Here is a 26,110-nt window from a genome sequence, read left to right as displayed (position 1 = left end):
ACAGACGGGCGATTCACAGGCGCGGCGCCGCGACCTGGTCGAGCAGCTGGCGCAGCACGCGTTCCACCGACAGCCCCTCGATATCCATCTCCGGCGTCAGCCGCACGCGGTGGCGCAGCACATCCGCCGCGCAGCCCTTGACGTCGTCCGGCGTGACGAACTCGCCACCGCGCAGCAGCGCCCGCGCCCGTGCGCCGCGCACCAGGGCAATCGAGGCGCGTGGCCCGGCTCCCAGCGCCAGCCCCGGCCAGTCACGGGTAGCACGCGCCAGGCGCACGGCGTAGTCGAGCACCTGGTCGTCCAGCGGCAGGTCGCTGGCGATCTTCTGCAATGCCAGCACATCCTTGGCGCTGAGCTGTGGTCGCAGCGCGCTGACATCCAGCATGTCGGCGCGGGCCGAGCGGGTCACCTGGCGCACCAGCCGCAGCTCCGCCTCGGCGTCGGGATAGTCCATGCGCAGCATGAGCATGAAGCGGTCCAGCTCCGCTTCCGGCAGCGGGTAGGTGCCTTCCTGCTCGATGGGGTTCTGCGTGGCCATCACCAGAAACGGCTGCGGCACCGCCAGCGCGCGCCCTTCGAGCGTCACCTGGCGTTCCTGCATCACCTCCAGCAGGGCCGCCTGGGTCTTGGCCGGGGCGCGGTTGATCTCGTCGGCCAGCAGCAGGTTGGTGAACACCGGCCCCTTGCGCAGCTTGAACTGCTCGCTCTGCAGGTCGTACACCGCGTGGCCGGTGACGTCGCTGGGCATCAGGTCCGGGGTGAACTGGATGCGGCTGAACTCGCCGGCGAAGCAGCGGGCCAGGGCGCGCACCAGCAGGGTCTTGCCCAGGCCCGGCACGCCTTCGACCAACACGTGGCCGCCGGCGATCAAGGCGGTCAGCACGCCGTCGATGACCGCGTCCTGGCCGATCAGGGCCTTGCGCAGTTCCTCGCGCAGCGCCTGTGCCAGCTGGCTCGCGCGTTGGCGTGGGCTGGCGGTGGCGCCGGGAATGGGTTCGGCATGGGATTCGCTCATAGGGCATTCCTGAGTGCTTGCAGGTCGGCGACCTGCCGGGTGAAGTCGATGGCGCTGGCGTCCGCCGCCGGGCGCATGGCCTGTTCGATGGTGCCGGCCGGCAGTCCGCTCAGTGTGCCGAGCAGTTCGTGCTGCTGCGCGGCCGGTAACTGGTCGAAACCGGCATGACGGTGGCCGGCGCGCTGCAGGATGTCCTGCTGCAAGCGCTGCAGCAGCACCGCGCGCCCGCCGTGGCGCTGAATGAACTCCGCCGAAGCCAGCAGGTGTTCCTGCAGCCGGCGGCGGGCGCGTCCGGTCGGCGCTTGCAGCGGGCCGTGGCGCTGGCCGAAGTGCCAGGCGCTGAGCAGGACGAGCAGCACAAGGGCGGCCAGCACCTCGGGAAAATGACGCAGCAGCAGACGGGGCAGCCCCGGGTGATCGGCGCGGTAGACCAGGGTGACCTGGCTGTCCTGGGTCAGGTACCACAGCAGCCAGGCATGGTCGTATTCACCGAGGCGGTCGTTGTGCCAGATCCAGGCGTCCGTCAGGGCGGTGACCAGTCCCTCGCCGTGACGCAACTGCAGCATGTGGGTAGCGCCGGCGCTGTTGGCCCAGGCATGAGCGCGCTTGTCCGCATCGTAGAGGTGAAAGCTGGTATCGAAGGCGAGAAAGGCCGGGCTGGCTTCGTTGTCCAGGTAGAGCCGCGTCAGTTGCGGCTGCTGCTCGTCGCTGGTCGATTCGCCCTGGGTGTTCGCGGTATCGCGGTTCTCGCTGGCGTACTGCTGCAAATTGAGGCGATCCGCCAGCAGATCGCCGCTCTTGCCGTCGGCTTCGCTCCATAGCCGTTCGGCGACGAACAGCAGGTGGCCTCCGCGCGCGGCCCAATCGAGCAGCCGCTGGGTCTGCCGCGGCGTCAGCTGGCTGCGATCACCGAGCAGCAGCAGGCTATGCCCCTTGGCCGGCGCCTGGTCGAGATCGGCCAGGTGCTCGTTGTGGCTGACCGGGCGGCCGATATCGGCGAGAAAGTGTTCGGCTGCCAGATAGGGGTTGGCACGTGCCTGCGGCGCCGGCCCGTGATCGACGATTTCGTCGTAGGGCTGCAGCGTGGCCAGCAGGCGTACGCCGGCTAGTAGCGCCAGCGCCATGCCGAGAAACACCAACAGGCGCCGTTTCATGGCCGCGACTCCGGCTCGAACAGCCTGCGCCAGGCAGCGCACAGCGTGACCCACGCCGCGTCGTCGGGTGTCTGCCGGCCATAGGCGAGGCCTTGCCAATGGCGCGTGAGGGTTGCGGCGAAGGTGGTCAGCTCGGGTTGCGCCAGGGTGCGCACGGCCTCCAGCACTTCGCCTTCGGTATGACCGGCCACCAGCGGTAACCGGTGGTCATGCAGCAGGCGGCTGAGCATGGCGCGATAGAGCAGGCCGAGCGCCTGACGGGGCTGTGTCGGCCAGAGCCGTTCGGCCGCGCTGGCGACATCGTCCGGCAGGCTTTCCGGGGTTACGGCAAGGCCGAACAGCTGTGCCGGCGGCTGATGACGTCTGTCACGTCGCGGCAAGCGCCGACCGAAGGCCTGCAGCCAGTCGCGACGGTGCCACAGCAGCAACGCGACCAGCAGTGCCAGCGCGCTCCACAGCAGGGTCTCGATCAGCAGCGTCAAGCGTTCGCGACCGTGCCAGAACGAGTCGAGCCGCAGCAGGTTCTCCAGCAGACGCGCCAGGACGCCGGGCTCGGCATCGGCCGGCGATTCGGCGAAACGCCAGCGGGTGACGGCCTCGCGCTGGGTGAAGGGAGGCTGATCGAGCAGGTCGCGCACTCGCTGGCGGGCCTCGTCGCGGCTCAACGGTGCGGGGGCGGTTGCGGGGGCGGCAGCGCCGTCGCTCGCAGCCCACGCAGGGGTATTCGGCGACAGCAGGCAGAGGCCGAGCAGCAGCGCCGGCAGTGCCGTCAGCAGGTGTGCGCGCAGGCGGCGGAAGGCCAGTTCCAGGTCCCAGGCTTCGAGCCGGGTGCGGCGATTCAGGTAGAGGCTGAAGCCGCAGGCGACGTAGATCGGCTCCCAGACAATCAGCACCAGCACGTAGAGCAGGTTGGACAGGTGCTCCAACCACAGCCAGTCGTCGTTCGCGCGCAGCAGGTCCTCCCAGCTCCAGCTGTCGTAGGCCAATTGCGCCGGCAGGAAGAAATACAGCAGCGCCAGCAGACCGAGCCAGAGCGCGCCTTCCAGGTGCATGCCGACCACCGTGAGCCAGCGCGCCACGCTGCGCTCGCGCTGGCTGAGTACCGCCAGGCGGCGCTGGCGGGCCGCACCGGCGAGCCCTTCCAGCTGCAGCACCGGCAGATCGAAGCTGCGCGTCGAGCTGAAGCGGCGCCAGGTCAGGCTGGCCAGCCACTGCGGGCGCAGCACGCCGGGCAGCGCCCGCAGACTCTGACGCACGCCGGGCGTCTGGCCGAAGACCGCCTGCGAGAGAATATGCAGCGGCAGGCGTTCATAGAGGGGTTTGAGCCACCAGAACAGCAGCAGCGCCAGGCTTGGCTGCTGCCAGCACAGCGCGCTGAGCAGGCCGAACACCGGCAGCGTCAGCGCCGCCCAGGCGAACATCAGTACACCGGCATGGCGTCGCGCCAGCAGCGTGCCCAGATCCAGCGCCTCCCAGGCGCTGCGCGGGCGGATCGTCAGGTTCGCCTCAGCCGGACGCATGGTGATTCCTGCCCGCGAAGAGGAAATAGAGCGCCACCAGCAACCAGAGCAGGGCACCGACCGCGTACTTAACGCCGGCCGGGCCGTAGGTCATCGACGACCAGTACGCTTCGATGAACGCCGCGATCAGCAGCATCAGCGTGGCACCGGCAACCAGCCGCACGCCGCGTTCGGCGGCCTGGCGCAGTGCTTCGCTACGGCGCAGTCGACCGGGTGTGAGCAGCGCTGCGCCGAGCTTCAGGCCCGCCGCACCGGCCAGGGTGATGGCCGTGAGCTCGAAGGCGCCGTGGCCGATGACGAACGACCAGAACGGTTGGTGATAGCCGATCTCGCTCAGGTGTCCGGCGACTGCGCCGATGGTCAGGCCGTTGAACATCAGAAAGAACAGACTGCCGACGCCCAGCAGCAGGCCGCCGGCGAAGGTCTGGAAGGCGATGCCGATGTTGTTCATCACGTAGTAGCCGAACATCATCCAGTCCTCGGCCGAGCCGCGCTCGCCGAAGCGCCCGAGCCGACTGGCGTCGGGGTCGTAGAGGGTTTCCATCTCGGCGACCTGATCGGCCGACAGCACGCTGTAGGCCAGCTCGGGGAACGCATAGACCAGCACGCCCATACCCAGCAGGCTGCCGTAGAACAGCAGGCTGGCGGCGAATACGCCGCGCCATTCCTCGCGTGTCAGGCGGGCGAAGCCGCCAAGGACGAAGCCCAGCAGCCGGCCGAGCAGCGGACTGCGCTGGCGATAAAGCTGCTGATGGCCGCGCAGCACCCGCCGGCGCAGCTGTTCCAGCAACGGGCTGCTGTAGCCGCGCTGCTCGGCCAGGGCCAGCTGCTGGCATAAGCGACGGTAGGCGGCGGGGAAGTCCATGGCCTCGTCGGGGGCGGTCCGGCGACGTTCGAGAGCATCCAGATGGGCGTCGAAGCGCTCCCATTCGGGCTGATGCCGCTGCTCGAACTCTTCCTGCTTCAGCGTCACGCGCAGCAGCCCCTGGGCCATCGCGAGCAAACCGGGTACGGCCTGCGTGGCGGGCAGGTGCAGGGGCTCGGCTAGCAGCGCGGCCAGCTCCTGGGCGCGCTCCGGGCTCAGCGATGCCTGGCGTTCGGCGAAATCGAGCAGCGCCCGCTGGCCATCGCGATCCAGTTCGACCGGTGGCCGCTGTGCCTCCACGATCGGCAGGGCGGGACGCCTGCCGGGGCGCTCGACGTAGACCACCAAAGTGCCGGCGGCCAGATCGCCGAGGCGCTTGAATGCCGGGTGCGCCAGGCAGCTCAGGGCGCCGAGGAAATAGCCGAACGGCAGCATGTCGACGAAACGCAGCAGGTTGCGCGTGAGCGAAGCGGCCCAGCCGACCGGAGTGCCGTCGTCGTGCACCACGCGAAGGCCCAGCCACTGCTTGCCGGGGGTGCGGCCCTGGTTGAGCACTTCGAACAGCACCATGTACCACCACTGCACGAGAAAGAGCAGCAGCGCGCTCAGCCCGCTGCCGAACTTGCCAAGCAGGCCGAAACCGAGAAACAGCGCGAGCAGGATCGCCGCACGCAGCGCCAGATCCACGGTAAACGCCAGGGCGCGCGGCACCAGCCCGGCCGGCCGCAGCAGCAGGTCGATACCCTCGGGCGTTTCGACCCGATGGCGATTATCCAGCGGCGGGGAGGGTTGGGGGGAGGGCAAGACGAGGGCTCTGTGCGCGCGGCGGAGGCTGATGCTATGCGGCAACCGCCCGCCGGATCAATGCGCGACGGCTGCGGCTGTGGCGCGCGTGGCACTGTTAGACTGGCGGCCGATGACTGAGAAGGACCTTCGCGTGAGCCCGAGCATCTACTGGTACGACTACGAAACCACTGGCATCTCGCCGCGCCGCGACCGGCCGCTGCAAGTCGCGGGCATTCGCACCAACGAGGCGTTGGAGGAGATAGGCGAGCCGCTGAACCTGTATTGCCGCCCCGCCGACGACATCCTGCCGCACCCGGCGGCCTGCCTGGTGACGGGCATCACGCCGGGCGTCTTGCAAGAGCGCGGACTGTGCGAAGCCGAATTCATCACGCGCCTGCATCAGGAGCTGGCGCTGCCCGGCACCTGCGGCGCCGGTTACAACAACCTGCGCTTCGACGACGAGATGACCCGTTACAGCCTGTATCGCAACTTCTTCGATCCCTACGCGCGTGAGTGGCAGGGCGGCAACAGCCGCTGGGACCTGATCGACCTCGTGCGCACCGCCTATGCGTTGCGTCCGGAGGGCATCGAATGGCCACAGGAGAACGGCCGGGTGACCCTCAAGCTCGACCGCCTGACGGTCGCCAACGGGCTGGAACACCTGCATGCGCACGATGCGCTGTCCGATGTGCGCGCCACCATCGCGCTGGCGCGGTTGTTGCGCGACCGGCAGCCGCGCCTCTACGACTATCTGTACCAGTTGCGGCGCAAGCAGGCGGTGCTGGACCAGATCGAGCTGCTCAAGCCGCTGGTGCATGTGTCCGGGCGTTTTTCGGCCGAGCGTCATTATCTGGCTGTGGTGCTGCCGCTGGCCTGGCATCCGCTCAACCGCAATGCGCTGATCGTCTGCGACCTGCAGGCCGAGCCGGCGCTGCTCTGCGATGAAAGCGCGCAGACCCTGCGCGAGCGTCTGTATACCCGCCGCGACGAGCTGGCCGCGGAGGCGCTGCCGGTGCCCTTGAAGCTGGTGCACGTCAATCGTTGCCCGGTGCTGGCGCCGTTGAGCGTGCTGCGCGAAGGCGACCTGGCGCGTCTGCAGCTCGATCTGACGCAGTGCCTGCAGCGCGCCCGCTGGCTGTGCGAAACCCGGGAGGCGTGGTTGCCGAAACTGGGGCAGATCTACGAACAGGAAGCCTTCGAGGAATGCCTCGATCCCGAACAGCAACTCTACGATGGCTTTCTCGGTGACCGTGATCGGCGGTTATGCGAGCAGGTGCGCAGCCTCTCGGCGGCAGAATGTGCCGCGCGCCGCTGGCCATTCGATGATCCGCGTCTGGCTGAGCTGCTGTTTCGCTACCGCGCACGCAACTTTCCCGAAGCGTTGTCGGCGGCCGAGCGGGAGCAGTGGGCGAGCTTCTGCCGGCAACGCTTGATCGAGGCGCGGTATGGTGCGCCGAATACCCTGCAGCAATTCGAGGAAGGACTTCGACAATACGCGGTCACGGCAACTGCGGCGCAGAGCGAAGTACTGGAGCAGTGGCGCAGCCATGTCCAGCAGCTGCGCGAGCGCTATGCAATAACCGACTGAACTGTTTTGGCAGGAAAACAAAAACGCCGCAGCCCAGTGAAGGGATGCGGCGTTCTGTTATTTCGTCCGAGAAATCAGTCGAGCAGAGTTGCCCAGCTTTCCACGGTGTCGGCGCCCCACTTGGCTTTCCACTCTTTCAGAGTCTTGTGGTTGCCGCCTTTGGTTTCGATAACTTCACCGGTATTCGGGTTCTTGTATTGCTTGACGCGGCGTGCGCGCTTGCTGGCGGTCGGCGCCTTGGCTGCACCGCGCGGAGCCTTGGTGCTGCGAGCGTCCGGATCGAGCAGGGCGATGATGTCGCGCAGCGACTTCTGGTATTCGCCCATGAGTTCGCGCAGTTTTCCTTCGAACTCCAGTTCCTTCTTCAGCTTGTCATCGGCAGAGAGGGATTTCAGCCGCTCTTGAAGTTCCTTGATGGCTTCTTCCGTGGCGCGGTATTCACTAATGAGAGACATATGGCTTCCTTGGGATAGGGTGTACGCAAGTGGCGTCAATCATAGTCATGCACAATCTGCAAGTAAATATAGCCGCTGCCGGAAAATGTGTTTTTTATTTGTATATAAATCATTCTTCGAGGCGCCCTTTGCTGCCAATAAAAAGGGATACGTACAACTCAAGACCTGCGGCGAAAAGCTACGTACCTTGATAATTGCCGTAACGCACCGAGGCAGATTCGCTAGTTATAACGACTATGCGCTTGCGAATCGCCGAAGCGATCCGGTCGGGCGCACGGCCGACCGCCGATATCCATCGATTGTCCCGATGGGCGCCAGTTGGTGGCTGGGCTAGAATGCCGCGTCTTTTGTTTAGAGCGGAGTCATCTTTAATGCGCACTTTCAGGCTGGTTATTGCCTGTCCCGACGGCGTCGGCATCGTGGCCAAGGTCAGCAATTTCCTCGCGACCTATAACGGCTGGATTACCGAAGCCAACCACCATTCGGATCATCAGAGTGGCTGGTTCTTTATGCGCCACGAGATTCGCGCCGACTCGTTGCCGTTCGATCTGGACGGCTTCCGCCAGGCATTCGCACCGATTGCCCGCGAGTTCTCGATGGAGTGGCGCATCACCGACTCCGAGCGGCGCAAACGCGTGGTGCTGATGGCCAGCCGCGAATCGCACTGCCTGGCCGATCTGCTCCATCGCTGGCACAGCGGCGAGCTGGATTGCGATATTCCCTGCGTGATTTCCAACCACGACGACCTGCGCAGCATGGTCGAGTGGCACGGCATTCCCTATTTCCACGTGCCGGTCGATCCGGCCCGCAAGGAGCAGGCATTCGCTGAAGTGACCCGACTGGTGCGTGAGCACGAGGCGGACGTCATCGTGTTGGCGCGCTACATGCAGATTCTGCCGTCGGAGCTGTGCGAGGAATTCGCCCAGCGCGTGATCAACATCCACCACAGCTTCCTGCCGTCCTTCGTCGGTGCCAAGCCGTATCACCAGGCGTCGCTGCGTGGCGTGAAGCTGATCGGGGCGACCTGTCATTACGTGACCGAGGAGCTGGACGCCGGCCCGATCATCGAGCAGGACGTGGTGCGCGTCAGCCACCGCGACAGCGTCGAGGACATGGTGCGGCTGGGCAAGGACGTGGAAAAGATGGTGCTATCGCGCGGCCTGCGCTATCACTTGCAGGATCGCGTGCTAGTGCACAGCAACAAGACGCTGGTATTCAACTGATCGTGGAGCAGCCATGACCGACCCGCTCGCTCGCGCCACGGCCGAGGCGCCACCGATCATCGGCAGTGGCTGCACGCAACGCTACGACCCCGCTGCGCTGGGTACCGAGCTGGGCACTGAATTTCCCGGTGCCGCCGAACTCTGGGAGCGCCTGCGCGCCGCCGGTGAGCAGGCACCTGCCGTTGTCTCGCGTGGTACCGGGCTACCGGTTGGCCGCGACCAGGAAGCGCTCGACTGAGCGCGCGTTTCCCCGCCTTGGAGAACCCTTGATGGAAGCATTCGCCGATCATCTGGTACTGGGCGCCGATGCCCACGGCCAGCCCAGCCTCCACCCGCTGCGCCTGGCCAACCGCCACGGGCTGATCGCCGGCGCTACCGGGACCGGCAAGACGGTCACGCTGCAACGCTTGGCCGAGCAGTTCAGCGATGCGGGAGTCGCGGTGTTCGCCGCTGATATCAAGGGCGACCTGAGCGGTCTGGGCGCCGCCGGTGCGCCGACGGGCAAGATCGCCGAACGCATCGCCAGCATGCCCTGGCTGGGGCACCAGCCGCGCGCTTATCCGGTGACGCTGTGGGACGTGCAGGGACGCAGCGGCCATCCGCTGCGTACCACCCTCAGCGAGATGGGGCCGTTGCTGCTGGGCAACCTGCTGGAGCTGACCGACAGTCAGCAGGCGGCGCTCTACGCCGCGTTCAAGGTGGCCGATCGTGAAGGCCTGCTGCTGCTCGATCTCAAGGATCTCAAGGCCCTGCTGGGGCACCTGCGCGACCATCCCGAGGTGCTCGGCGAGGATCGTGCGCTGTTCACCGGCGCCTCGTCGCAGGCCTTGCAGCGGCGCCTGGCGACGCTCGAGCAACAGGGCGCCGAGGCGCTGTTCGGCGAGCCGGCGCTGCAGCTGGAAGACCTGCTGCAGCCGGACCGCGACGGTCGCGGTCGCATCCACCTACTCGACGCCAGCCAGCTGGTACACGAGGCCCCCAAGGTTTATGCGACGTTCTTGCTCTGGTTGCTGGCCGAGCTGTTCGAGCAGCTGCCCGAGCGCGGCGATCAAGAACGGCCGCTCCTGGCGCTGTTCTTCGACGAAGCGCATTTGCTGTTCAACGACACGCCCAAGGCGCTGCAGGAGCGTCTGGTGCAGGTGGTGCGGCTGATCCGCTCCAAGGGCGTGGGCGTCTACTTCGTCACCCAGTCGCCGGGCGACCTGCCGGACGATGTGCTGGCCCAGCTCGGCCTGCGCGTCCAGCACGGCCTGCGGGCGTTCACGGTGAAGGAGCAGAAGGCGCTGCGCTCGGTGGCTGACGGCTTCCGCGAGAATCCGGAGTTCTCCGCGCTTGAAGTGCTCACCGAGCTGGGTATCGGCGAGGCGCTGGTAGGCGGTCTGGAGGCCAAGGGCACGCCGGCGATGGTGCAGCGGGTCGCGGTGGCGCCGCCGCAATCGCGCGTGGGCGTGCTGAGCGAGGCCGAACGTGCGGAGCTGATCGCGCACTCGCCGTTACGTGGCCGTTACGACCAGCCGGTCGATCGCGAATCGGCCTACGAGATGCTGACGGCGCGCGCACGCCAGGCAACCGAAGCGCCATCTGAGCCTGCGCCGGCAGACGCGGGCAAGCGCGGCAGCGAAGGCGGTGCGGTCGGCGACTTCGCCGGACGGGTACTCAAGAGTGCGTTGAACCAGGCGGCCAGCCAGATCGGCCGGCAGATCGTGCGCGGCCTGCTTGGCTCGCTGCTGGGTGGCAAGCGCTGAGTAACGGTGGCCGCTGAGCACCCGCGGCGGGTACTCAGCGGTTATCGATGTCCGGCGCGTGGTTCCGGCCGTATTGAAAGTTGCCGGCCTTGTCAGCGTTGCGCGTCTGCTTCCTGCCGGGCTTTTTCTTTTTCCATCTTCTGCAGTTCTTCCTGGAAAACCCGATCTTGCAGGGTTGCCTTCTTGCGCCAGGGTTTGCGCTCCGGCTCGGTCTTGGCTGCATAAGTTGTAACTTCGCCGCCATAGATATCCTGGTAGCGCTGCGCCTGACGCTCGAGTTCGATGCGCAGTTGTTCTTTTGTCACGTAATTGGACCTGTCTGTTTGTGTACGAATGAGTAAGGGTGCTGAAGCGGTACATTGCCGTACCGTCAATCGAATGTGGCGGCGCCGCAGCCCGCGTGCATCTTTTCAGGCGTTGTAATGCCGGGGAAGTTCTGCCGTCTGGCATCTCTTCTTGCATTCGGGCTTGAAAAACGGGTAGCAGTTCAAAGAACTGGCAAAAGGTTTTGAAGCAAACCTGCGGACTCTGGAACGTGGAAAACGCATGTCGCATGAGTTCGCTGCGGACTTGCCATGCTTCAGCAGACCGCATTATGCGCCGGATCGTGGAGATTGGGCGACTTTACTTTGCAGCAAAATAAAACCCGCGGCGATGCGCGGGTTTTATTCGGCGTGAAACTTCGGTCAGCGAGCGACCTTGGCTTCGGCTCCCTCGGTGCGACCGTAAACATCATCCAGGCGTTCGATATCGTCTTCGCCCAGATAACTTCCGGACTGCACTTCGATGATCTCCAGCGGAATCTTGCCCGGGTTGGCCAGACGATGTACCGAAGTGACCGGAATATAGGTCGACTGGTTTTCCGTGAGCAGGAACGTCTTTTCGTTGCAGGTCACCTGTGCTGTACCGGAGACGACGATCCAGTGTTCGGCGCGATGGTGGTGCATCTGCAGCGACAGGCTGGCGCCCGGGTTGACGCAGATCCGCTTGACCTGGAAGCGTCCGCCCATGTCGACCGAGTCGTACCAGCCCCACGGGCGATACACGGCGCAATGGTTCTGCGTTTCCGGGCGTGCCTGTTCATCCAGCCGGGCGACGAGTTTCTTGACGTCCTGCACCTTGTCCTTGTGGGCGATCATGATGGCGTCCTTGGTTTCCACCACCACGACATCTTCCAGCCCCAATACGGTTACCAGCTTGCCGTTGCCGTGAACCAGACAGTTACGGGTGTCTTCGGCGATCACGTCGCCCTTGAGCACGTTGCCGTTGGCGTCCTTGTTGTGCACGTCCCAGATCGACGACCAGGAGCCGACATCGCTCCAGCCGGCGGACATGGGCACCACGCAGGCGAGACTGGTCTTCTCCATCACCGCGTAGTCGATGGAATTGTCGGGGCAGCAGGCGAAGGTGGCCGGGTCGATCAGCAGCTCGTCGCCATTGAGCGTGCTGCGTTCGAGCGCAACGCAGCAGGTGTCGTAGATGTCCGGGTCGTGCTTCTTCAGTTCCTCCAGGAACACGCTGGCGCGGAACAGGAACATGCCGCTGTTCCAGTAGTAGTCGCCGGATTCGACATAGCTCTGCGCGCGGGCTTCGTCCGGCTTCTCGACGAACTGGCTGACGCGGCTGATGCCTTCCGGCAGCCCGCTGTTGTCGTTCGGATCGCACTTGATGTAGCCGTAGCCGGTTTCCGGGCGTGTCGCCGGAATGCCGAACAGCACCATCTCGCCGTTTTCCGCAGCGTTGGTGGCCAGGGCTAGCGAGCGCTGGAAGGCGCGCTGGTCGTCGATCACGTGATCGGCCGGCAGCACCAGCAGCAGTTCGTCGCGACCTTCTTCGACGAGCTTCATCGCGGCGATGGCGATCGCCGGGGCAGTGTTGCGTCCGAAGGGCTCGAGCAGCATGCCCTGGACCCCCAGCTTGCGTGCGGCCAGTTGCTCCTTGACGATGAAGCGATGCTCCTTGTTGCATACCAGCAGCGGCTGCTGGATGCCCTCGAAGGCCAGGCGCTCGACGGTTTGCTGAAACAGCGTCTGCTCACCGGTCAGGGCGAGAAACTGCTTGGGGAACAGCTTGCGCGAGAGCGGCCACAGTCGCGAACCGCTACCGCCTGAAAGAATTACCGGAATCATGTCGTCTCTCCTGCATCGTTAGAGCGTTCTGTTGCGAGCACACCGTCGGCATGCTCGGGAAAATGGGATGGGTCGAGCGGGATCAGGTGCGTGGTCGGCGCGCAGAACGCAGGCAGTGGCTGCGTGTTCGGCCGCGGCGCGCGCCACCTGCGCTTGGCGCGGATGCTCCGCCGCGGCGAGTCAGCCGTCTGATGGCTGCTTGGTGCGCGACGACGGGGGCAGGCCAGGCGCGGTTGCCAAGCCGGGCGAGCGTTGGAGCGAGGCCCGTCTGAATTCGGGCGGCATCACGCGCCGCTGCCGTTCGTGTCGCCAGCCGCTGGAGAGGCTGGCAGTGGTCAATGTTCGAGAACCCGAGCACGTTCATGTGCGACGTTCCTTTCCAGTCTGGAGTTGTCGGTACGCGCTTTATGATTCTCGGCGTCGCTCGATAGTTCCCGCGGGGAGAACCGTTGATCGGCCAGCATGAGGAGAGGGGCGGGGGAGCTGCGTCGTACCGGGTCTACGACGCGCTCGGGAGGCGTGCGGCGCGCCACACGCGGCGGATCAGGCGGCAGGGGTGTCGCGCAGGAACACCAAGTGATCATCCGAGGAGTCGGCGGCGCTGAACCGATAGCCTTCGTAGGCGAAGTCACGCAGGTGATCGACCGTCTGGATGCGTTCTTTGATGACGTAACGTGCCATCAGTCCGCGGGCCTTCTTGGCGTAGAAGCTGATGATCTTGTACTGGCCGTTCTTCAGATCCTTGAAGTCCACGTCGATCACCCGCGCCTGCAGCGCCTTGCGCTTGACGGCCGAGAAGTACTCGTTGGACGCCAGGTTGAGCAGCACTTGATCGCCTTGCGCCTGCAGTGCCTGGTTGAGCCATTCGCTGATGCGCTCGCCCCAGAATGCGTAGAGGTCCTTGCCTCGCGCGTTGGCGAGTTTCGTCCCCATCTCCAGGCGATAGGGCTGCATCAGGTCCAGCGGTCGCAGCAGGCCATAGAGTCCGGACAGCATGCGCAGGTGCTGCTGCGCGAAGTCGAAGTCGGCTTCGGAGAAGTCTTGCGCGGCAAGTCCGGTGTAGACGTCGCCCTTGAAGGCGAGCAGGGCCTGTTTGGCGTTCGCGCGGGTGAAGGGCGTGCTCCAGCTGCCGAAGCGGGCGACGTTCAAGGCCGCCAGCTTGTCGGAAAGGTGCATCAGCTCGGCAATCTGTGCCGGCGAGAAGTCGCGCAGCTGTTCGATCAGCAACTGCGAATGCTCGAGGTGTTCGGGCTGGGTGAAGCGCTGGGTTACTGGTGGAGTCTCGTAGTCGAGGGTCTTGGCTGGGGAAATCACCATCAGCATGTAGTTGCTCTCCTGTGTGCAGCGGCGATTCTAGGCGCGATGGCGAGCCCGCCTCCAGCTATCGTGCCCATTGAGGGCGGTTGACCTTCTCCAGGGGGCAAGGTGCAAGCTACGTCCGCCCGATGATGAGGAGGCGGTATGAGTACGTGCGATCACTCGAACTGGCAAAGCTCACACGATTACCGTCCGCTGGAGCAGGGCGCCGAACGCCAGACCTGGGCGGTGGCGCTGCTTACCGGTGTGACGATGGTGGTGGAGATCGCCGCCGGCTACTGGTTCAACTCGATGGCGCTACTTGCCGATGGCTGGCACATGTCCTCGCACATGGTGGCGATCGGCCTGGCGGCGCTGGCCTACATGCTTGCCCGGCGTTATGCCGATGATCGGCGTTTCGCCTTCGGTACCTGGAAGATCGAGGTGCTGGCGGGCTTTTCCAGCGCGCTGTTCCTGGTCGGCATCGCGCTGATGATGATCTTCGAATCGCTGCTGCGGTTCTGGTCGCCTGCGAACATTCGCTTCGATGAGGCGCTCTGGGTCGCGGTGATCGGCCTGCTGGTGAACCTGGCGTCCGCCTGGCTGCTGCACGATGGACATGATCATGGCCACGCTCATGGTCATCACCACGACCACGACCACGACCACGACCACGACCACGACCACGAGCACGAACATGCTGCGTCCAGGCACGGGCGCGATCTCAATCGTCACGCCGCATTCATCCATGTGCTGACCGACGGGCTGACCTCGGTGGCGGCGATCGTGGCCCTGCTGGGTGGCAAGTTCTTCGGCTGGAGCTGGCTGGACCCGCTGATGGGCGTGATCGGCGCGTTGGTGATCCTGGTCTGGGCCAAGGGTCTGCTGGTGGAGACCGCCAAGGCGTTGCTGGATCGGGAAATGGACGATCCGCTGGTGCGTCGCGTGCGCAGGCAGCTGGAAGCGGTGCCGGATACCGAGGTGACCGATCTGCATCTGTGGCGCGTGGGTCGCGCCCAGTACAGCTGCATCCTCAGCGTGGTCACGCATCAGGACTACAGCGCCGACGATTACAAGCGTGCCCTGCAGGACCTGCCGCAGCTGGTGCACGTGACCGCCGAGGTAAACCGCTGCGGCGAATCGGCGCACCTGGATTCCCGACTGTAGTCGGCTGGATTCCGCACGCCAAGGGCGTTCCGTCGATACGGGCAATAAAAGCGGAAATCGCACAAAAACGCTTTTGCCCGTCATCGGTTTTGGGTTATTACCGAATCAGACCGCCGAACCCTGCGACACAGGTGGCGGCCCCTGGGTGGCCCCGAACCCCGCCTCCCAAGCCCGTTCATCTGCCAGCACGGTGGTCTTTCTGCGGCGGAGCGCCTATGGCTCTCCGTCGACTGACCCAACGAAAAGGTGATCGGTATGGATGATTTCGGCAGATCCCGCGCGACTCAGCCCACCCTGTATGTTCTCGACACCAACGTCCTGATCCACGATCCCAACGCCTTGCTCAACTTCCAGGAGCACCAGGTCGCGATACCGATGACCGTGCTGGAGGAACTCGATCAACTCAAAACTGGCAAGCACAGTGTCGCCGCCGAGTGTCGCCAGGCGATTCGCCTGATCGACCGCCTGCTCGGTAATGCCACGCCCGCCGAGGTGGAGGCGGGCGTACCGATTCAGCGCGACAAGAGCGGGGCGCGCGGCAGCTTGTCCATCCTGATGACCCAGCGGCTGGAGAATGGCCTGCCGGAGGACCTGAACGACAACAAGATCATCAACCTGGTGGTCGCGATCAGCAAACAGCGGCCCGGTGTGCCGGTGGTGCTGGTCACCAAGGACATCAACATGCGCCTCAAGGCGCGGGCCTGCGGGGTGGCCGCGGAGGATTACCACACCGATCAGCTGGTCGACGACGTGGGTCAGCTGTCGCGCGGCTATCACAGCCTGAGCGGCTCGTTCTGGGACCGCGTGAGCACGGTCGAGACCCATCAGGGGCACGGTCGTACCTGGCATCGCGTGCAGCTGATCGACAACCTGCCGGCGGTGCATATCAACGAGTTCATCCTCGACGAGCAGGGTTTCGTCGGCTGGATCAAGGGCATCAAGGAAGACGAGCTGCTGCTGCTCGACATGCACCAGGAGCCGCTGCTGCATCAGGAGGCCTGGGGCCTGCGTCCGCGTGACATTCATCAGGCGCTGGCGCTGTTCGCCCTGCTCGATCCGGATATCCACCTGGTCAACCTGTCGGGCGCGGCCGGTTCGGGCAAGACCATTCTGGCGCTGGCCGCCGCGATCGAGCAGACGGTGGTGAGCAAGCGCTACCGGCGCATCATCGCGACCCGCAGCGTGCAGGGGCTGGACGAGGACATCGGCTTCCTGCCCGGGACCGAGGCGGAGAAGATGGAGCCCTGGCTCGGCGCGATCACCGACAACCTCGAAGCGCTGCACATGGACGACGAGAACACCCCCGGCAGCATCGATTACATCCTGCAGAAGGTACCGTTGCAGTTCAAATCGCTGAACTACATCCGCGGGCGCAGCTTCCAGCAGAGCCTGATCCTCATCGACGAGTGCCAGAACCTCACGCCGCACCAGATGAAGACCATCATCACCCGCGCCGGCAACGGCTCCAAGGTGGTCTGCCTGGGCAACCTGGCGCAGATCGATACGCCATATCTGTCGGCCACCAGTTCCGGCCTCACCTACCTGACGGAGCGTTTCAAGGACTTCTCCCACGGCGTACACATCACCCTGCAGGGCGTGCCGCGTTCGATTCTGGCCGAGTACGCCGAGGCGCACATGTAGCTCGCGGTCGCGGCGAAGGGGTGTCGGTGGTACCCCTTCCGGGAGCGGGCCGAGCGTGGCTGGCTGGGTTAGACTCGCGGCTTTCCCAGCCAGGAGCGTCATATGCTCACCCATCTCGATTCCCAGGGCCGTGCCAGCATGGTCGATGTGACCGAAAAGGCCGTCACCGCGCGCGAGGCGACGGCCGAGGCGCGCGTGCGGATGCTGCCGCAGACGCTGCAGATGATTCAGCAGGGCGGCCATCCCAAGGGCGATGTGTTCGCCGTGGCGCGCATCGCCGGCATCCAGGCGGCGAAGAAGACTTACGAACTGATCCCCCTGTGTCATCCGCTGCTGCTGACCAGTGTGAAGGTCGAGCTGCAAGCCGAAGGCGACGACAGCGTGCTGATCCGCGCCACCTGCAGGCTGGCCGGGCAGACCGGGGTGGAAATGGAGGCGCTGACCGCCGCCAGTGTTGCTGCCCTGACGATCTACGACATGTGCAAGGCGGTCGACCGCGGTATGTGCATCGAAGGCGTGCGCCTGCTGGAAAAGCGCGGCGGCAAGAGCGGGCATTGGCAGGTGCAGGCATGATTTGCGTACAGTTTTTTGCCCGTTACCGCGAGGCGCTGGGCAGCGATGGCGAACGCCTTGACTGGGACCCGTCGCTCACCTGCCTGGATGACCTGCGCCAGCGCCTGCTCGCCCGCGGCGGCGCCTGGGAGGTACTCGGTGAGCAGAATCTGATGTGCGCGCGCAATCAGGAGCTCTGCGGCCTGGACGAACCGCTCGTCGATGGCGATGAAGTGGCGTTCTTCCCGACCGTGACCGGAGGTTGAAATGAGTGTTCGGGTACAGCAGGCGGCCTTCGATCCCGGGGCCGAACTGAACGCGTTGCACGCGGCTAATCTGGGCATCGGTGCGGTCGCCGCCTTCGTCGGCTACGTGCGCGATTTCAATGACGGTCATGAGGTCGCCGGCATGTTCCTCGAGCATGCGCCGGGCATGACGGAGAAGGCGCTGGGCAAGATCGTCGCCGAGGCCGAGGAGCGCTGGCCGCTGCTGAGCATCGACGTGCTGCACCGCGTCGGCTCGCTGGAGCCGGGTGAGCCGATCGTGTTCGTCGGCGTGACCAGCGCGCATCGCGAGGCGGCGTTCGATGCCTGCCGTTTCGTCATGGATTACCTGAAGACCCGCGCACCGTTCTGGAAGAAGGAGAACACGCCGGACGGCGAGCGCTGGGTCGATGGGCGCGACAGCGATCAGGCCGCCGCCGAGCGCTGGCAGCGCTGAGCGCCGTCGGCGTTGGCGCTGGTCGCGGCGGCCGGGCGGTCAGTGGAGCGCGATGTACAGCTTGAACGACACCGTGGAGAACATGACGATGATGCCCAGGCTGAGCAGCACGATGCCCCATTGCCGGTCGCGGTTGGCGAAGCCGGCGCACAACAGTACGAAGCCGGTAAGGATGAGCAGCAGCAGCCAGTCGAGGTTTTCCATGAAATCTCCTTGTACGTGCCGTCAGTACTTGTACGGTAGTTCCGTTTCGGTGGTGGCCGGCTGACCTGGGTCACGCACGGCGCAGCGCACAGAAAAAAGGCGAAGCCGCGGCTTCGCCCGTTGTTTTTCCGTGAGCCTCAACGGCTGCGTGGTACCGGCACCAGCAGCTCGGCCGGCGGCATCTCGCAGTGAATCTTGCGCCCGATCAGCTCCTCGATCGGCGGCAGGGCGAAGGCGTCATCCTCGCCGGCGAAACTGATCGAAGTGCCGCTGGCGCCGGCACGGCCGGTACGACCGATGCGGTGCACGTAGTCGTCCGGATCTTCCGGCAGGGTGAAGTTGATCACGTGGCTGATGCCGTCGACGTGGATGCCGCGGCCGGCGACATCGGTGGCCACCAGGACGCGGATCTTGCCCTCACGGAAGCCTTCCAGAACCTTGATGCGCTTGTGCTGTGGCACGTCACCGGACATCTGCGCGGCGCTGATGCCGTCCTTGGTCAGGCGTTCTTCGATGCGCCGGACTTCGTCCTTGCGATTGGCGAAGACCATCACTCGGGTCCAGTCGTTCTGGCTGATCAGGTTGTAGAGCAGCTTGTACTTGTCGCTGCCGGCCACCGCGTAGACGTGCTGTTCGACGGTGTCGCTGGCGACGTTTTCCGGCTCGATCTCGACGATGGCCGGGTTCACCGTCCACTGGCGGGCGAGGTTCATCACGTCCTCGGTGAAGGTCGCGGAGAACAGCAAGGTCTGGCGTTCACCCTTCATCGGCGTTTGCCGGATGATCTGGCGCACCTGCGGGATGAAGCCCATGTCGAGCATGCGATCAGCCTCGTCCAGCACCATCACCTCGACCATGTCCAGATGCACCTCGCCGCGCTGGTTGAAGTCCAGCAGGCGGCCGGGCGTGGCGACCAGAATGTCGCAGAAGCGCGATTCGAGCTGCTTGAGCTGCTTGTCGAAGTCCATGCCGCCGACGAAGCTCATCACGTTCAGGCCGGTGTACTTGGCCAGGTCCAGCGCGTCGTTGGCGATCTGCACCACCAGCTCGCGGGTCGGCGCGATGATCAGCGCGCGTGGTTCGCCCATGTAGCGTTCCTTGGGCGGCGGCGTCTGCAGCAGCTGGGTGATGGTGGAAATCAGGAAGGCCGCGGTCTTGCCAGTGCCGGTCTGCGCGCGGCCGATGGCGTCCTGACCCTTGAGCGTGAAGCCCAGCACCTGCGCCTGGATCGGCGTGCAGTACGGGAAGCCCAGATCCTGAATGGCGTGCATCAGCTCGGGGGCGAGCTTGAAGTCATGGAAGCGGGTCTTGCCTTCGACCGGCTCGACTACGAAGTCTTCGAGCTTCCAGGCCGGAGCGGCCGGTTTGCTGTGGCGCGGGCGACGTGGCTTGTCGGCGGCGCGCTCGGCTTTCTTGGTGTCCGGCTGCGCGGGCTGGGTGTGCTGCGTCTGGGCAGTGTCGGCGGCGGAGCTGCTGGCGGCGGGCGTTATGGGCGCCGGCTGGGGCTCGTCCTTGGCAAAGATTTTCTTGAGTGCTTTGAGCACGGCCTTCTCGTTCATCAAATGGGAAATTCGCGCGCCAGTGTAATGCAAGAAGCAGGCATGGCGAAGTATTGGCCCTTTTCCGGGTTGACAGCGTTGCCGTTCAGACGCACAGGCGGTTTCGGCCCTGTTGCTTGGCCTGGTAAAGCGCCTTGTCGGCGCGATCGATCAGGTTGGTCAGCTCGTCGTCTGCCTGCATCTGCGCCAGCCCAATGGACACGGTGACGCCCGGCAGGGCGCCGATGGCGGTATCGAATGTGCTCACCTGTTCGATGCTGCGCAACAGCCGCTCACCGATCAGCCGGGCCTCGGCCGTGTCCAGCTCCGGCAGCAGGATGACGAACTCCTCGCCGCCGAAGCGGATCAGGCTGTCCTTGGGCCGCAGCTGGCCGCCCAGCGTGCGGGCGACCATCAGCAGCGCGTGGTCGCCGGCCAGGTGGCCGTATTTGTCGTTATAGGCCTTGAAGTGATCGACATCGAGCATTAGCAGACACAGCGGCAGCTGGCTGAATGCACAGCGTGCGCGCTCGCGTTCGAAGATGTGCTCCAGCCAGCGCCGGTTGAAAACGCCGGTGAGCATGTCGACGTTGGCGTTGTGCTCGCTGTCGATGATCAGCCGGTCGCTCAGGCGAACGCGCTCGCAGAGCAGACCGACGAGATTGCGCATGAGCCGGGGCGAGGTTGTCAGGCAGACGAAGTCCCGGTTGTGCAGGCGCAGCAGCCGGCTCGGCTGGCTGGCGACGACATAGGTAGGCGGCGGAAGCCGGTCGATGAAGCTCACTTCGCCGGCGCACTCACAGGGCTCGATCAACCGCAGCGCAGGACTGTCCAGCGTGTCGAGGTGGACCGTCAGTTGGCCCTCGAGCAGCAGATAGAGGAAGCGGTTGACGCTGCGCGGCGACAGCAGCACCTCGTCGACCGCCATTTCGCACAGCTCGAACCGATCGGCGAGCATGCGCAGATGGCCGATGTCGACGTGCTGCATCAGGCGCATCTGGCTCAGTTGCAGCAGGTCAACCGGTTGTTGGAGCAGCTTCATCGCCGCGGGCCCGTATCGCGGCGACACTCTCTGGCGGTACTCATCGCGCCCCCTCCCACGCGCCGCGAACTGGCGGACGTGCGTCACGCGCAACGACTCCGAAGCATTCGGCCTTGCGACAAGCGTAGCTCCGTAACGTCGGCCGCGCCGCTTCGCTTTGCCGGACGAATTTTCAGGCCAGGCGTTCGGCCAGCCACTCGCCGATGTCGCGGATTTCCTGCGGCAATACCTCGTGGCCCATGGGGTAGTCCCGCCAGGACGCCGCGACGCCCGCGGCCTGCAGGCATTCATAGGCCGCGCGCCCCATCGGCAGCGGCACCACGTCGTCACGGCTGCCATGCAGGCAGAGCACCGGCTGGCGGCGCGCCGTTTCGGCGAGCTGGAGGTTTTCGCTGAACGTCGGGGCGTAGGTGGACAGCGCGATGACACCGCCCAGCGTGCCCGGCCAGCGCAGGTAGGCGGTATGCAGCACGACCGCTCCGCCCTGGGAGAAGCCGGCGAGGAAGATGCGCGCCGGATCGATACCACTGTCGCGCTGCGCCTCGATCAGGCGGATGACCAGCTCGGTGGATTCCTCCAGTTCGTCGCGGTTGATCGCGCGTGCCGGGCTCAGCGCCTGGATGTCGTACCAGCTGGGCATCTGCCAGCCGCCATTGATGGTGACCGGGCGGGTTGGCGCCTGTGGCAGCACAAAGCGGGTGCTGAGCAGACGCTGCTGCAGGGCTTCGGCGACCGGCTGGAAATCATAGCGGTCGGCGCCCAGACCGTGCAGCCAGATGACGCAGGCATCGGCCTGCCGGGTTGGTTCGATGATCAGGGGTTCGCTCATGGGATGGCTCCGGCGGCTGAAGGCGGCATCGCCCTATCTTGGGGCGCGGGCGAATCGCCCGTGGTGAAAGTCGTGCGAGGTTACCCGGTTGTGCGGCACCGGTGCACCCGTGGCACCGCGCAGCCTGGCGTTGTGGACGCTGGTACGCCGCTTGCAATCGCCTGCATTGTCGCCGCCAGCGTGCCGGGCGCCTTCGCTGACGGCGAGATCAGGGCAGATCGACGACATTGCCGATCACTCAGCTGCGACTAGACTCAGGTCTGGCTCTGCCGTTACGCGCTCGCGCGACGGCAGACGGCCCCGACCCGAGAATAAGAAAGCAAACTGGAGGTTTCGATGATGAGGGTGAAATCCACACTGGCCGTGCTGAGTGCTGCGACGCTGTTCGCCATCAGCGGGGCGGCGCATGCCGGGGCGACCCTGGATGCCGTGAAGAAGAAGGGCTTCGTGCAATGCGGCATCAGCGACGGACTGCCGGGGTTCTCCTTCGCTGACGCCAAGGGGCAGTACAAGGGAATCGACGTGGATGTCTGCCGCGCGGTGGCGGCCGCGGTGTTCGGCGATGCCGGCAAGGTCAAGTTCAGTCCGTTGACGGCCAAGGAGCGCTTCACCGCGCTGCAGTCCGGCGAGATCGACATGCTGTCACGCAATACCACCTGGACCAGCTCGCGGGATTCGGCGATGGGGCTGAATTTCACCGGGGTGACCTATTACGACGGCCAGGGCTTTCTGGTGAACAAGGAACTCGGGGTCAGCAGCGCCAAGGAGCTGGATGGTGCCACCGTCTGCATTCAGGCCGGTACCACCACTGAACTCAATCTCTCCGACTACTTCCGCTCCAACGGCCTCAAGTACACCCCCATCACCTACGACACCTCCGACGAAAGCGCCAAGTCGCTGGAGTCCGGGCGCTGCGACGTGCTGACCTCCGACCAGTCGCAGCTCTATGCGCAGCGCATCAAGCTGGCCAATCCCGATCATTATGTCGTGCTGCCCGAGGTGATTTCCAAGGAGCCGCTCGGCCCGGCCGTGCGCCAGGGCGACGAGGAATGGTTCGATATCGTGCGCTGGACGCTGTTCGCCTTGCTCAACGCCGAAGAGCTGGGCGTGACCTCGGCGAACGTGGAGAAGACCGCCAAGGAAACCAAGAACCCGGACGTGGCGCGCCTGCTCGGTGGTGAGGGCGAGTACGGCAAGGACCTCAAGCTGCCGGCGGACTGGGCGGTGCAGATCGTCAAGCAGGTGGGCAACTATGGCGAGATCTTCGAGCGCAACGTCGGCGCCGGCAGCGAGCTGAAGATCGAGCGCGGCCTCAATGCCCTGTGGAATAAGGGCGGATTGCAGTACGCACCACCGGTGCGTTGAGGTATCCGGGGCCGTCAGCCAGCGCTGCCGGCCCGTTTCCAGGGAACGGCACTGACGGCGCGCGCGGCGTTCCGGCGGTGCCGCACGAGGGTTTTCGATGCGCAGCACTGAATCAAGGCTGGTGCGACGCTCGCCGCTGACCGATCCACGTGTGCGTGCCTGGGTGTTCCAGGTGCTGGCGGTGGCCGTGGTGGTGGCGTTCGGCTGGTTCCTGTTCATCAACACGCAGGCCAATCTGGCCCATCGCGGTATCACCTCCGGTTTCGGCTTTCTCGATAATGCCGCCGGCTTCGGCATTTCCCAGCACCTGATCGACTACAGCGAAAGCGACTCCTATGGCCGGGTATTCTGGGTCGGGTTGCTCAATACGCTGCTGGTGAGTGTCATCGGCATCATTCTCGCGACGCTCATCGGTTTTGCGCTCGGCGTGGCAAGGCTGTCGTCGAACTGGCTGATTCGCCAGCTGGCGACGCTGTATATCGAAACGTTCCGCAACATCCCGCCGCTGCTGCAGATCTTCTTCGTCTATTTCGCGGTGATCGGTCCGCTGCCCGGCCCGCGCGACAGCCTGAGCCTGGGGGGCGTGATCTTTCTCAACAACCGCGGCGTGCAGCTGCCGGCGCCCAGTGCCGCGGAAGGTTTCTGGCCATTCTGGCTGGCGCTACTGGTGGCGGTGCTGGCCGTCGTGGTGCTCGCGCGCTGGGCGCGTGCGCGTCGGCATGCGACCGGGCAACCGTTTCCGTTGCTCTGGTCCAGCCTGGGGTTGCTGGTGGCGATTCCGACCTTGAGTGTGCTGCTGTGGGGCGCGCCGTTCGACTGGGAGGTGCCGCAGCTGCAGCGCTTCAATATCCGCGGCGGCTGGATCGTGATTCCCGAACTGGTGTCGATTGTGCTGGCGCTCGCGGTCTACACGGCGGCGTTCATCGGCGAAACCGTGCGCGCCGGCATCCAGGCGGTCAGCCACGGGCAGAGCGAGGCGGCTGCATCGCTGGGGCTGCGTACCGGGCAGACGCTGCGGCTGGTGATCATCCCGCAGGCGCTGCGGGTGATCGTCCCGCCGCTGACCAGTCAGTACCTCAACCTGGCGAAGAACTCCTCGCTGGCGGCGGCCATCGGCTACCCGGATATGGTCTCGCTGTTCGCCGGTACGGTGCTCAACCAGACCGGCCAGGCGATCGAGACGATGGCGATCACCATGAGCGTGTACCTGGCCATCAGCATCAGCATTTCCCTGTTGATGAACTGGTACAACCGGCGCATCGCGTTGATCGAACGGTGAGGACCAGGCCATGACGACTCATCGTTTCAAACCTGACCTGCCACCGCCATCGAGCAACCTGGGCGCCATCGGCTGGCTGCGGGCGAACCTGTTCTCCGGTGTCGGCAATACGCTGCTGACTCTGCTGGGGCTGTATGTAGTCTGGCTGGTGATTCCGCCGCTGCTGGACTGGGCGGTTTTCAGCGCCGATTGGACGGGCGAAACCCGCGCCGACTGCACGCGCGAAGGTGCGTGCTGGGTCTTCGTGCAGACGCGCTTCAGCCAGTTCATGTACGGCTTCTATCCGGCGGAGCTGCGCTGGCGGGTCGACCTCAGCGTGTGGCTGGCGATCCTCGGGGCGACGCCGTTCTTCCTGCGCCAGATGCCGCACAAGGTGCGCTACGGGTTTGCCTATCTGCTGATCTACCCAGTGCTGGCGTACTGGCTGCTGCATGGCGGCTTCCTCGGCCTGCAGACGGTGCCGACCAGTCAGTGGGGCGGCCTGATGCTGACCATCGTCATCGCTGCCGTGGGCATCGCCGGCGCGCTGCCCATGGGCATTCTGCTGGCGTTGGGCCGGCGTTCCGACATGCCGGCGATCCGCGTGTTGTGCGTGACGTTCATCGAGTTCTGGCGCGGCGTGCCGCTGATCACCGTGCTGTTCATGTCGTCGGTGATGTTGCCGCTGTTCCTGCCCGAGGGCATGAATCTGGACAAGCTGATGCGCGCCATGCTGATGGTGATCTTCTTCGAGGCGGCCTATATCGCCGAGGTGGTGCGCGGCGGCCTGCAGGCGATTCCGAGGGGGCAGTACGAGGCCGCCGCGGCAATGGGGTTGGGCTACTGGCGCAGCATGCTGCTGGTGATCCTGCCGCAGGCGCTGAAGCTGGTGATTCCCGGCATCGTGAACACCTTCATCGCGCTATTCAAGGACACCAGCCTGGTGATCATCATCGGCCTGTTCGACTTCCTCAACAGCATCAAACGCGCCACGGCGGACCCGGCCTGGCTGGGCATGTCCACCGAAGGCTACGTATTCGCCGCGCTGGTGTACTGGCTGTTCTGCTTCGGCATGTCGCGCTATTCGATGCACCTGGAGCGCAAGCTCGATACCGGTCACAGGAACTAGGAGAGGGTTATGAGCGATACCGTGGCACGACCGGAGCAGGCGAGCGAGCCGGTCATCCAGATGCAGGGCGTGCACAAGTGGTACGGCCAGTTCCATGTGCTCAAGGACATCAACCTGAGCGTGCGCCAGGGCGAGCGCATCGTGCTCTGTGGGCCCTCCGGCTCGGGCAAGTCGACCACCATTCGCTGCCTGAACCGGCTGGAAGAACACCAGCAGGGACGCATCGTCATCAATGGTGTGGAGCTGACCAGCGATCTCAAGCAGATCGAGGCGATTCGCAGCGAAGTCGGCATGGTGTTCCAGCATTTCAATCTGTTCCCGCACCTGACGGTGTTGCAGAACTGCACGTTGGCGCCGATGTGGGTGCGCAAGCTGCCGCGCCGCCAGGCCGAGGAAATCGCCATGCATTATCTTGAGCGGGTGCGCATTCCGGAGCAGGCCGGCAAATATCCCGGCCAGCTCTCCGGCGGCCAGCAGCAGCGCGTGGCGATCGCCCGGGCGCTGTGCATGAAGCCCAAGATCATGCTGTTCGACGAGCCGACCTCGGCGCTCGATCCGGAAATGGTCAAGGAAGTGCTGGATACCATGATCGCCCTCGCCGAGAGCGGCATGACCATGCTCTGCGTCACCCACGAGATGGGCTTTGCCCGCACCGTGGCCGACCGGGTGATCTTCATGGACCGCGGCGAGATCGTCGAACAGGCCGAGCCGGAGGTGTTCTTCAGCAATCCGGTCAACGACCGGACCAAGCTGTTCCTCAGCCAGATCCTGCATTGAGCGAGGGCTGGGCGGAATACTGCTGCGCGGCGTCGCCCGGCCTTCGGTTGACGCCGGTCATGGGGTTGCGTTTGCGCCTGGCATGTAATCGTTGCCCATCGTCGCAGTTCGG

General features: G+C 65.1%; 25 protein-coding genes and 1 pseudogene. 13 read left to right on the top strand and 13 right to left on the bottom strand.

What is annotated here, in order from left to right; genetic code table 11:
• Positions 1 to 13: 13 nt before the first annotated feature.
• The 5 genes and pseudogenes from U8L64_RS11885 to U8L64_RS11865 all read right to left on the bottom strand — a co-directional run.
• Positions 14 to 1,015, bottom strand: a complete 1,002-nt coding sequence (locus U8L64_RS11885; RefSeq protein WP_333397597.1) for an AAA family ATPase — start codon at positions 1,013 to 1,015, stop codon at positions 14 to 16.
• Positions 1,012 to 2,169: a DUF4350 domain-containing protein gene (locus U8L64_RS11880; RefSeq protein WP_333397594.1), complete on the bottom strand. Its 1,158-nt coding sequence runs from the start codon at positions 2,167 to 2,169 to the stop codon at positions 1,012 to 1,014. Before U8L64_RS11880 ends, U8L64_RS11885 begins: the two co-directional genes overlap by 4 nt.
• Positions 2,166 to 3,689: a DUF4129 domain-containing protein gene (locus U8L64_RS11875; RefSeq protein WP_333397591.1), complete on the bottom strand. Its 1,524-nt coding sequence runs from the start codon at positions 3,687 to 3,689 to the stop codon at positions 2,166 to 2,168. The genes U8L64_RS11880 and U8L64_RS11875 overlap by 4 nt, the downstream gene beginning before the upstream one ends.
• Positions 3,676 to 4,656 (bottom strand): stage II sporulation protein M, encoded by a 981-nt coding sequence (locus U8L64_RS11870; protein ID WP_054093668.1) that lies wholly within the window; start codon positions 4,654 to 4,656, stop codon positions 3,676 to 3,678. The genes U8L64_RS11875 and U8L64_RS11870 overlap by 14 nt, the downstream gene beginning before the upstream one ends.
• Positions 4,657 to 4,665: 9 nt before the next feature.
• Positions 4,666 to 5,358, bottom strand: a pseudogene (locus U8L64_RS11865) (RDD family protein); the annotation flags it as partial.
• A gap of 133 nt (positions 5,359 to 5,491) precedes the next feature.
• Between U8L64_RS11865 and sbcB the strand changes: the two are divergent.
• Positions 5,492 to 6,928 carry an exodeoxyribonuclease I gene (gene sbcB, locus U8L64_RS11860; protein ID WP_234301944.1) on the top strand — a complete coding sequence of 479 codons (1,437 nt, stop codon included), beginning with the start codon at positions 5,492 to 5,494 and terminating at the stop codon, positions 6,926 to 6,928.
• Between the two features lie 74 nt (positions 6,929 to 7,002).
• On the opposite strand, the gene mvaT is transcribed toward sbcB, so the two are convergent.
• Positions 7,003 to 7,383: a histone-like nucleoid-structuring protein MvaT gene (mvaT, locus tag U8L64_RS11855; RefSeq protein WP_054093637.1), complete on the bottom strand. Its 381-nt coding sequence runs from the start codon at positions 7,381 to 7,383 to the stop codon at positions 7,003 to 7,005.
• Positions 7,384 to 7,754: 371 nt separating this feature from the next.
• Between mvaT and purU the strand changes: the two genes are divergently transcribed.
• From purU to U8L64_RS11840, 3 genes are read left to right on the top strand one after another with little or no spacing between them, the layout of a single operon-like run.
• Positions 7,755 to 8,606, top strand: coding sequence for a formyltetrahydrofolate deformylase (gene purU, locus U8L64_RS11850; RefSeq protein ID WP_043295889.1), 852 nt, complete (start codon positions 7,755 to 7,757; stop codon positions 8,604 to 8,606).
• Positions 8,607 to 8,619: 13 nt separating this feature from the next.
• Entirely contained in the window at positions 8,620 to 8,844 is a 225-nt protein-coding gene (locus tag U8L64_RS11845; RefSeq protein ID WP_333397582.1) for a hypothetical protein, read from the top strand.
• 31 nt (positions 8,845 to 8,875) lie between these two features.
• On the top strand, positions 8,876 to 10,351 hold the full coding sequence (locus U8L64_RS11840) for a helicase HerA-like domain-containing protein (RefSeq protein WP_333397578.1): 1,476 nt from the start codon (positions 8,876 to 8,878) through the stop codon (positions 10,349 to 10,351).
• A 92-nt stretch (positions 10,352 to 10,443) separates the two neighbouring features.
• Here U8L64_RS11840 and U8L64_RS11835 read toward each other — a convergent pair whose 3' ends face one another.
• The 3 genes from U8L64_RS11835 to yaaA form a co-directional block, all read right to left on the bottom strand.
• A complete protein-coding gene (locus U8L64_RS11835; RefSeq protein ID WP_043295892.1) occupies positions 10,444 to 10,656 on the bottom strand; it encodes a hypothetical protein in 213 nt (70 codons plus the stop codon).
• Between the two features lie 381 nt (positions 10,657 to 11,037).
• Positions 11,038 to 12,480, bottom strand: a complete 1,443-nt coding sequence (locus U8L64_RS11830; protein WP_333397574.1) for a mannose-1-phosphate guanylyltransferase/mannose-6-phosphate isomerase — start codon at positions 12,478 to 12,480, stop codon at positions 11,038 to 11,040.
• Between the two features lie 543 nt (positions 12,481 to 13,023).
• Positions 13,024 to 13,803 (bottom strand): peroxide stress protein YaaA, encoded by a 780-nt coding sequence (gene yaaA, locus U8L64_RS11825; protein WP_333397572.1) that lies wholly within the window; start codon positions 13,801 to 13,803, stop codon positions 13,024 to 13,026.
• Positions 13,804 to 13,941: 138 nt separating this feature from the next.
• Here yaaA and dmeF point away from each other — a divergent pair, with 138 nt between their 5' ends.
• The 5 genes from dmeF to moaE all read left to right on the top strand — a co-directional run bounded on the left by dmeF (position 13,942) and on the right by moaE (position 17,856).
• Positions 13,942 to 14,943 (top strand): CDF family Co(II)/Ni(II) efflux transporter DmeF, encoded by a 1,002-nt coding sequence (gene dmeF / locus U8L64_RS11820; RefSeq protein WP_333397569.1) that lies wholly within the window; start codon positions 13,942 to 13,944, stop codon positions 14,941 to 14,943.
• 255 nt (positions 14,944 to 15,198) lie between these two features.
• Positions 15,199 to 16,584: a PhoH family protein gene (locus U8L64_RS11815; protein ID WP_333397566.1), complete on the top strand. Its 1,386-nt coding sequence runs from the start codon at positions 15,199 to 15,201 to the stop codon at positions 16,582 to 16,584.
• Between the two features lie 102 nt (positions 16,585 to 16,686).
• The gene (gene moaC, locus U8L64_RS11810; RefSeq protein ID WP_009867826.1) at positions 16,687 to 17,157 is read left to right on the top strand and encodes a cyclic pyranopterin monophosphate synthase MoaC; all 471 of its coding nucleotides are present in this window, start codon (positions 16,687 to 16,689) and stop codon (positions 17,155 to 17,157) included.
• Entirely contained in the window at positions 17,154 to 17,402 is a 249-nt protein-coding gene (locus U8L64_RS11805; RefSeq protein ID WP_043295897.1) for a MoaD/ThiS family protein, read from the top strand. Before moaC ends, U8L64_RS11805 begins: the two co-directional genes overlap by 4 nt.
• A 1-nt stretch (position 17,403) precedes the next feature.
• Positions 17,404 to 17,856: a molybdopterin synthase catalytic subunit MoaE gene (gene moaE / locus U8L64_RS11800; RefSeq protein ID WP_043295898.1), complete on the top strand. Its 453-nt coding sequence runs from the start codon at positions 17,404 to 17,406 to the stop codon at positions 17,854 to 17,856.
• A 39-nt stretch (positions 17,857 to 17,895) separates the two neighbouring features.
• On the opposite strand, the gene U8L64_RS11795 is transcribed toward moaE, so the two are convergent.
• The 4 genes from U8L64_RS11795 to U8L64_RS11780 form a co-directional block, all read right to left on the bottom strand.
• Positions 17,896 to 18,060 carry a DUF6095 family protein gene (locus U8L64_RS11795; protein ID WP_175415014.1) on the bottom strand — a complete coding sequence of 55 codons (165 nt, stop codon included), beginning with the start codon at positions 18,058 to 18,060 and terminating at the stop codon, positions 17,896 to 17,898.
• Between the two features lie 137 nt (positions 18,061 to 18,197).
• The gene (rhlB, locus tag U8L64_RS11790; RefSeq protein WP_054093670.1) at positions 18,198 to 19,604 is read right to left on the bottom strand and encodes an ATP-dependent RNA helicase RhlB; all 1,407 of its coding nucleotides are present in this window, start codon (positions 19,602 to 19,604) and stop codon (positions 18,198 to 18,200) included.
• 100 nt (positions 19,605 to 19,704) lie between these two features.
• Positions 19,705 to 20,640: a GGDEF domain-containing protein gene (locus tag U8L64_RS11785; RefSeq protein WP_077683628.1), complete on the bottom strand. Its 936-nt coding sequence runs from the start codon at positions 20,638 to 20,640 to the stop codon at positions 19,705 to 19,707.
• Positions 20,641 to 20,812: 172 nt separating this feature from the next.
• Positions 20,813 to 21,469 (bottom strand): alpha/beta hydrolase, encoded by a 657-nt coding sequence (locus U8L64_RS11780; protein ID WP_054093645.1) that lies wholly within the window; start codon positions 21,467 to 21,469, stop codon positions 20,813 to 20,815.
• Positions 21,470 to 21,805: 336 nt separating this feature from the next.
• Here U8L64_RS11780 and U8L64_RS11775 point away from each other — a divergent pair, with 336 nt between their 5' ends.
• From U8L64_RS11775 to U8L64_RS11760, 4 genes are all read left to right on the top strand, one after another.
• Positions 21,806 to 22,834, top strand: coding sequence for an amino acid ABC transporter substrate-binding protein (locus tag U8L64_RS11775; RefSeq protein WP_234301949.1), 1,029 nt, complete (start codon positions 21,806 to 21,808; stop codon positions 22,832 to 22,834).
• 97 nt (positions 22,835 to 22,931) lie between these two features.
• Complete coding sequence (locus tag U8L64_RS11770; protein ID WP_234301950.1) at positions 22,932 to 24,113, top strand: amino acid ABC transporter permease; 1,182 nt, start codon at positions 22,932 to 22,934, stop codon at positions 24,111 to 24,113.
• Positions 24,114 to 24,123: 10 nt separating this feature from the next.
• A complete protein-coding gene (locus U8L64_RS11765) occupies positions 24,124 to 25,221 on the top strand; it encodes an amino acid ABC transporter permease (RefSeq protein ID WP_043295902.1) in 1,098 nt (365 codons plus the stop codon).
• Between the two features lie 9 nt (positions 25,222 to 25,230).
• Positions 25,231 to 25,998, top strand: a complete 768-nt coding sequence (locus tag U8L64_RS11760) for an amino acid ABC transporter ATP-binding protein (RefSeq protein WP_054093649.1) — start codon at positions 25,231 to 25,233, stop codon at positions 25,996 to 25,998.
• The last annotated feature ends 112 nt before the right edge of the window (positions 25,999 to 26,110 follow it).

The sequence above is a fragment of the Pseudomonas sp. FIP_A4 genome, from assembly GCF_036701605.1.
Lineage (GTDB): Bacteria > Pseudomonadota > Gammaproteobacteria > Pseudomonadales > Pseudomonadaceae > Stutzerimonas > Stutzerimonas phenolilytica.
This window is presented reverse-complemented; position numbering and strand designations above follow the sequence as displayed.

What these genes read in the sequence shown, in the direction of transcription:
- U8L64_RS11885 (WP_333397597.1), bottom strand. Translation starts at nt 1,015, where the DNA reads ATGAGCGAATCCCATGCCGAACCCATTCCCGGCGCCACCGCCAGCCCA.
- U8L64_RS11880 (WP_333397594.1), bottom strand. Translation starts at nt 2,169, where the DNA reads ATGAAACGGCGCCTGTTGGTGTTTCTCGGCATGGCGCTGGCGCTACTA.
- U8L64_RS11875 (WP_333397591.1), bottom strand. Translation starts at nt 3,689, where the DNA reads ATGCGTCCGGCTGAGGCGAACCTGACGATCCGCCCGCGCAGCGCCTGG.
- mvaT (WP_054093637.1), bottom strand. Translation starts at nt 7,383, where the DNA reads ATGTCTCTCATTAGTGAATACCGCGCCACGGAAGAAGCCATCAAGGAA.
- purU (WP_043295889.1), top strand. Translation starts at nt 7,755, where the DNA reads ATGCGCACTTTCAGGCTGGTTATTGCCTGTCCCGACGGCGTCGGCATC.
- U8L64_RS11845 (WP_333397582.1), top strand. Translation starts at nt 8,620, where the DNA reads ATGACCGACCCGCTCGCTCGCGCCACGGCCGAGGCGCCACCGATCATC.
- U8L64_RS11840 (WP_333397578.1), top strand. Translation starts at nt 8,876, where the DNA reads ATGGAAGCATTCGCCGATCATCTGGTACTGGGCGCCGATGCCCACGGC.
- U8L64_RS11830 (WP_333397574.1), bottom strand. Translation starts at nt 12,480, where the DNA reads ATGATTCCGGTAATTCTTTCAGGCGGTAGCGGTTCGCGACTGTGGCCG.
- yaaA (WP_333397572.1), bottom strand. Translation starts at nt 13,803, where the DNA reads ATGCTGATGGTGATTTCCCCAGCCAAGACCCTCGACTACGAGACTCCA.
- dmeF (WP_333397569.1), top strand. Translation starts at nt 13,942, where the DNA reads ATGAGTACGTGCGATCACTCGAACTGGCAAAGCTCACACGATTACCGT.
- U8L64_RS11815 (WP_333397566.1), top strand. Translation starts at nt 15,199, where the DNA reads ATGGATGATTTCGGCAGATCCCGCGCGACTCAGCCCACCCTGTATGTT.
- moaC (WP_009867826.1), top strand. Translation starts at nt 16,687, where the DNA reads ATGCTCACCCATCTCGATTCCCAGGGCCGTGCCAGCATGGTCGATGTG.
- U8L64_RS11805 (WP_043295897.1), top strand. Translation starts at nt 17,154, where the DNA reads ATGATTTGCGTACAGTTTTTTGCCCGTTACCGCGAGGCGCTGGGCAGC.
- moaE (WP_043295898.1), top strand. Translation starts at nt 17,404, where the DNA reads ATGAGTGTTCGGGTACAGCAGGCGGCCTTCGATCCCGGGGCCGAACTG.
- U8L64_RS11795 (WP_175415014.1), bottom strand. Translation starts at nt 18,060, where the DNA reads ATGGAAAACCTCGACTGGCTGCTGCTGCTCATCCTTACCGGCTTCGTA.
- U8L64_RS11785 (WP_077683628.1), bottom strand. Translation starts at nt 20,640, where the DNA reads ATGAAGCTGCTCCAACAACCGGTTGACCTGCTGCAACTGAGCCAGATG.
- U8L64_RS11780 (WP_054093645.1), bottom strand. Translation starts at nt 21,469, where the DNA reads ATGAGCGAACCCCTGATCATCGAACCAACCCGGCAGGCCGATGCCTGC.
- U8L64_RS11775 (WP_234301949.1), top strand. Translation starts at nt 21,806, where the DNA reads ATGATGAGGGTGAAATCCACACTGGCCGTGCTGAGTGCTGCGACGCTG.
- U8L64_RS11770 (WP_234301950.1), top strand. Translation starts at nt 22,932, where the DNA reads ATGCGCAGCACTGAATCAAGGCTGGTGCGACGCTCGCCGCTGACCGAT.
- U8L64_RS11765 (WP_043295902.1), top strand. Translation starts at nt 24,124, where the DNA reads ATGACGACTCATCGTTTCAAACCTGACCTGCCACCGCCATCGAGCAAC.
- U8L64_RS11760 (WP_054093649.1), top strand. Translation starts at nt 25,231, where the DNA reads ATGAGCGATACCGTGGCACGACCGGAGCAGGCGAGCGAGCCGGTCATC.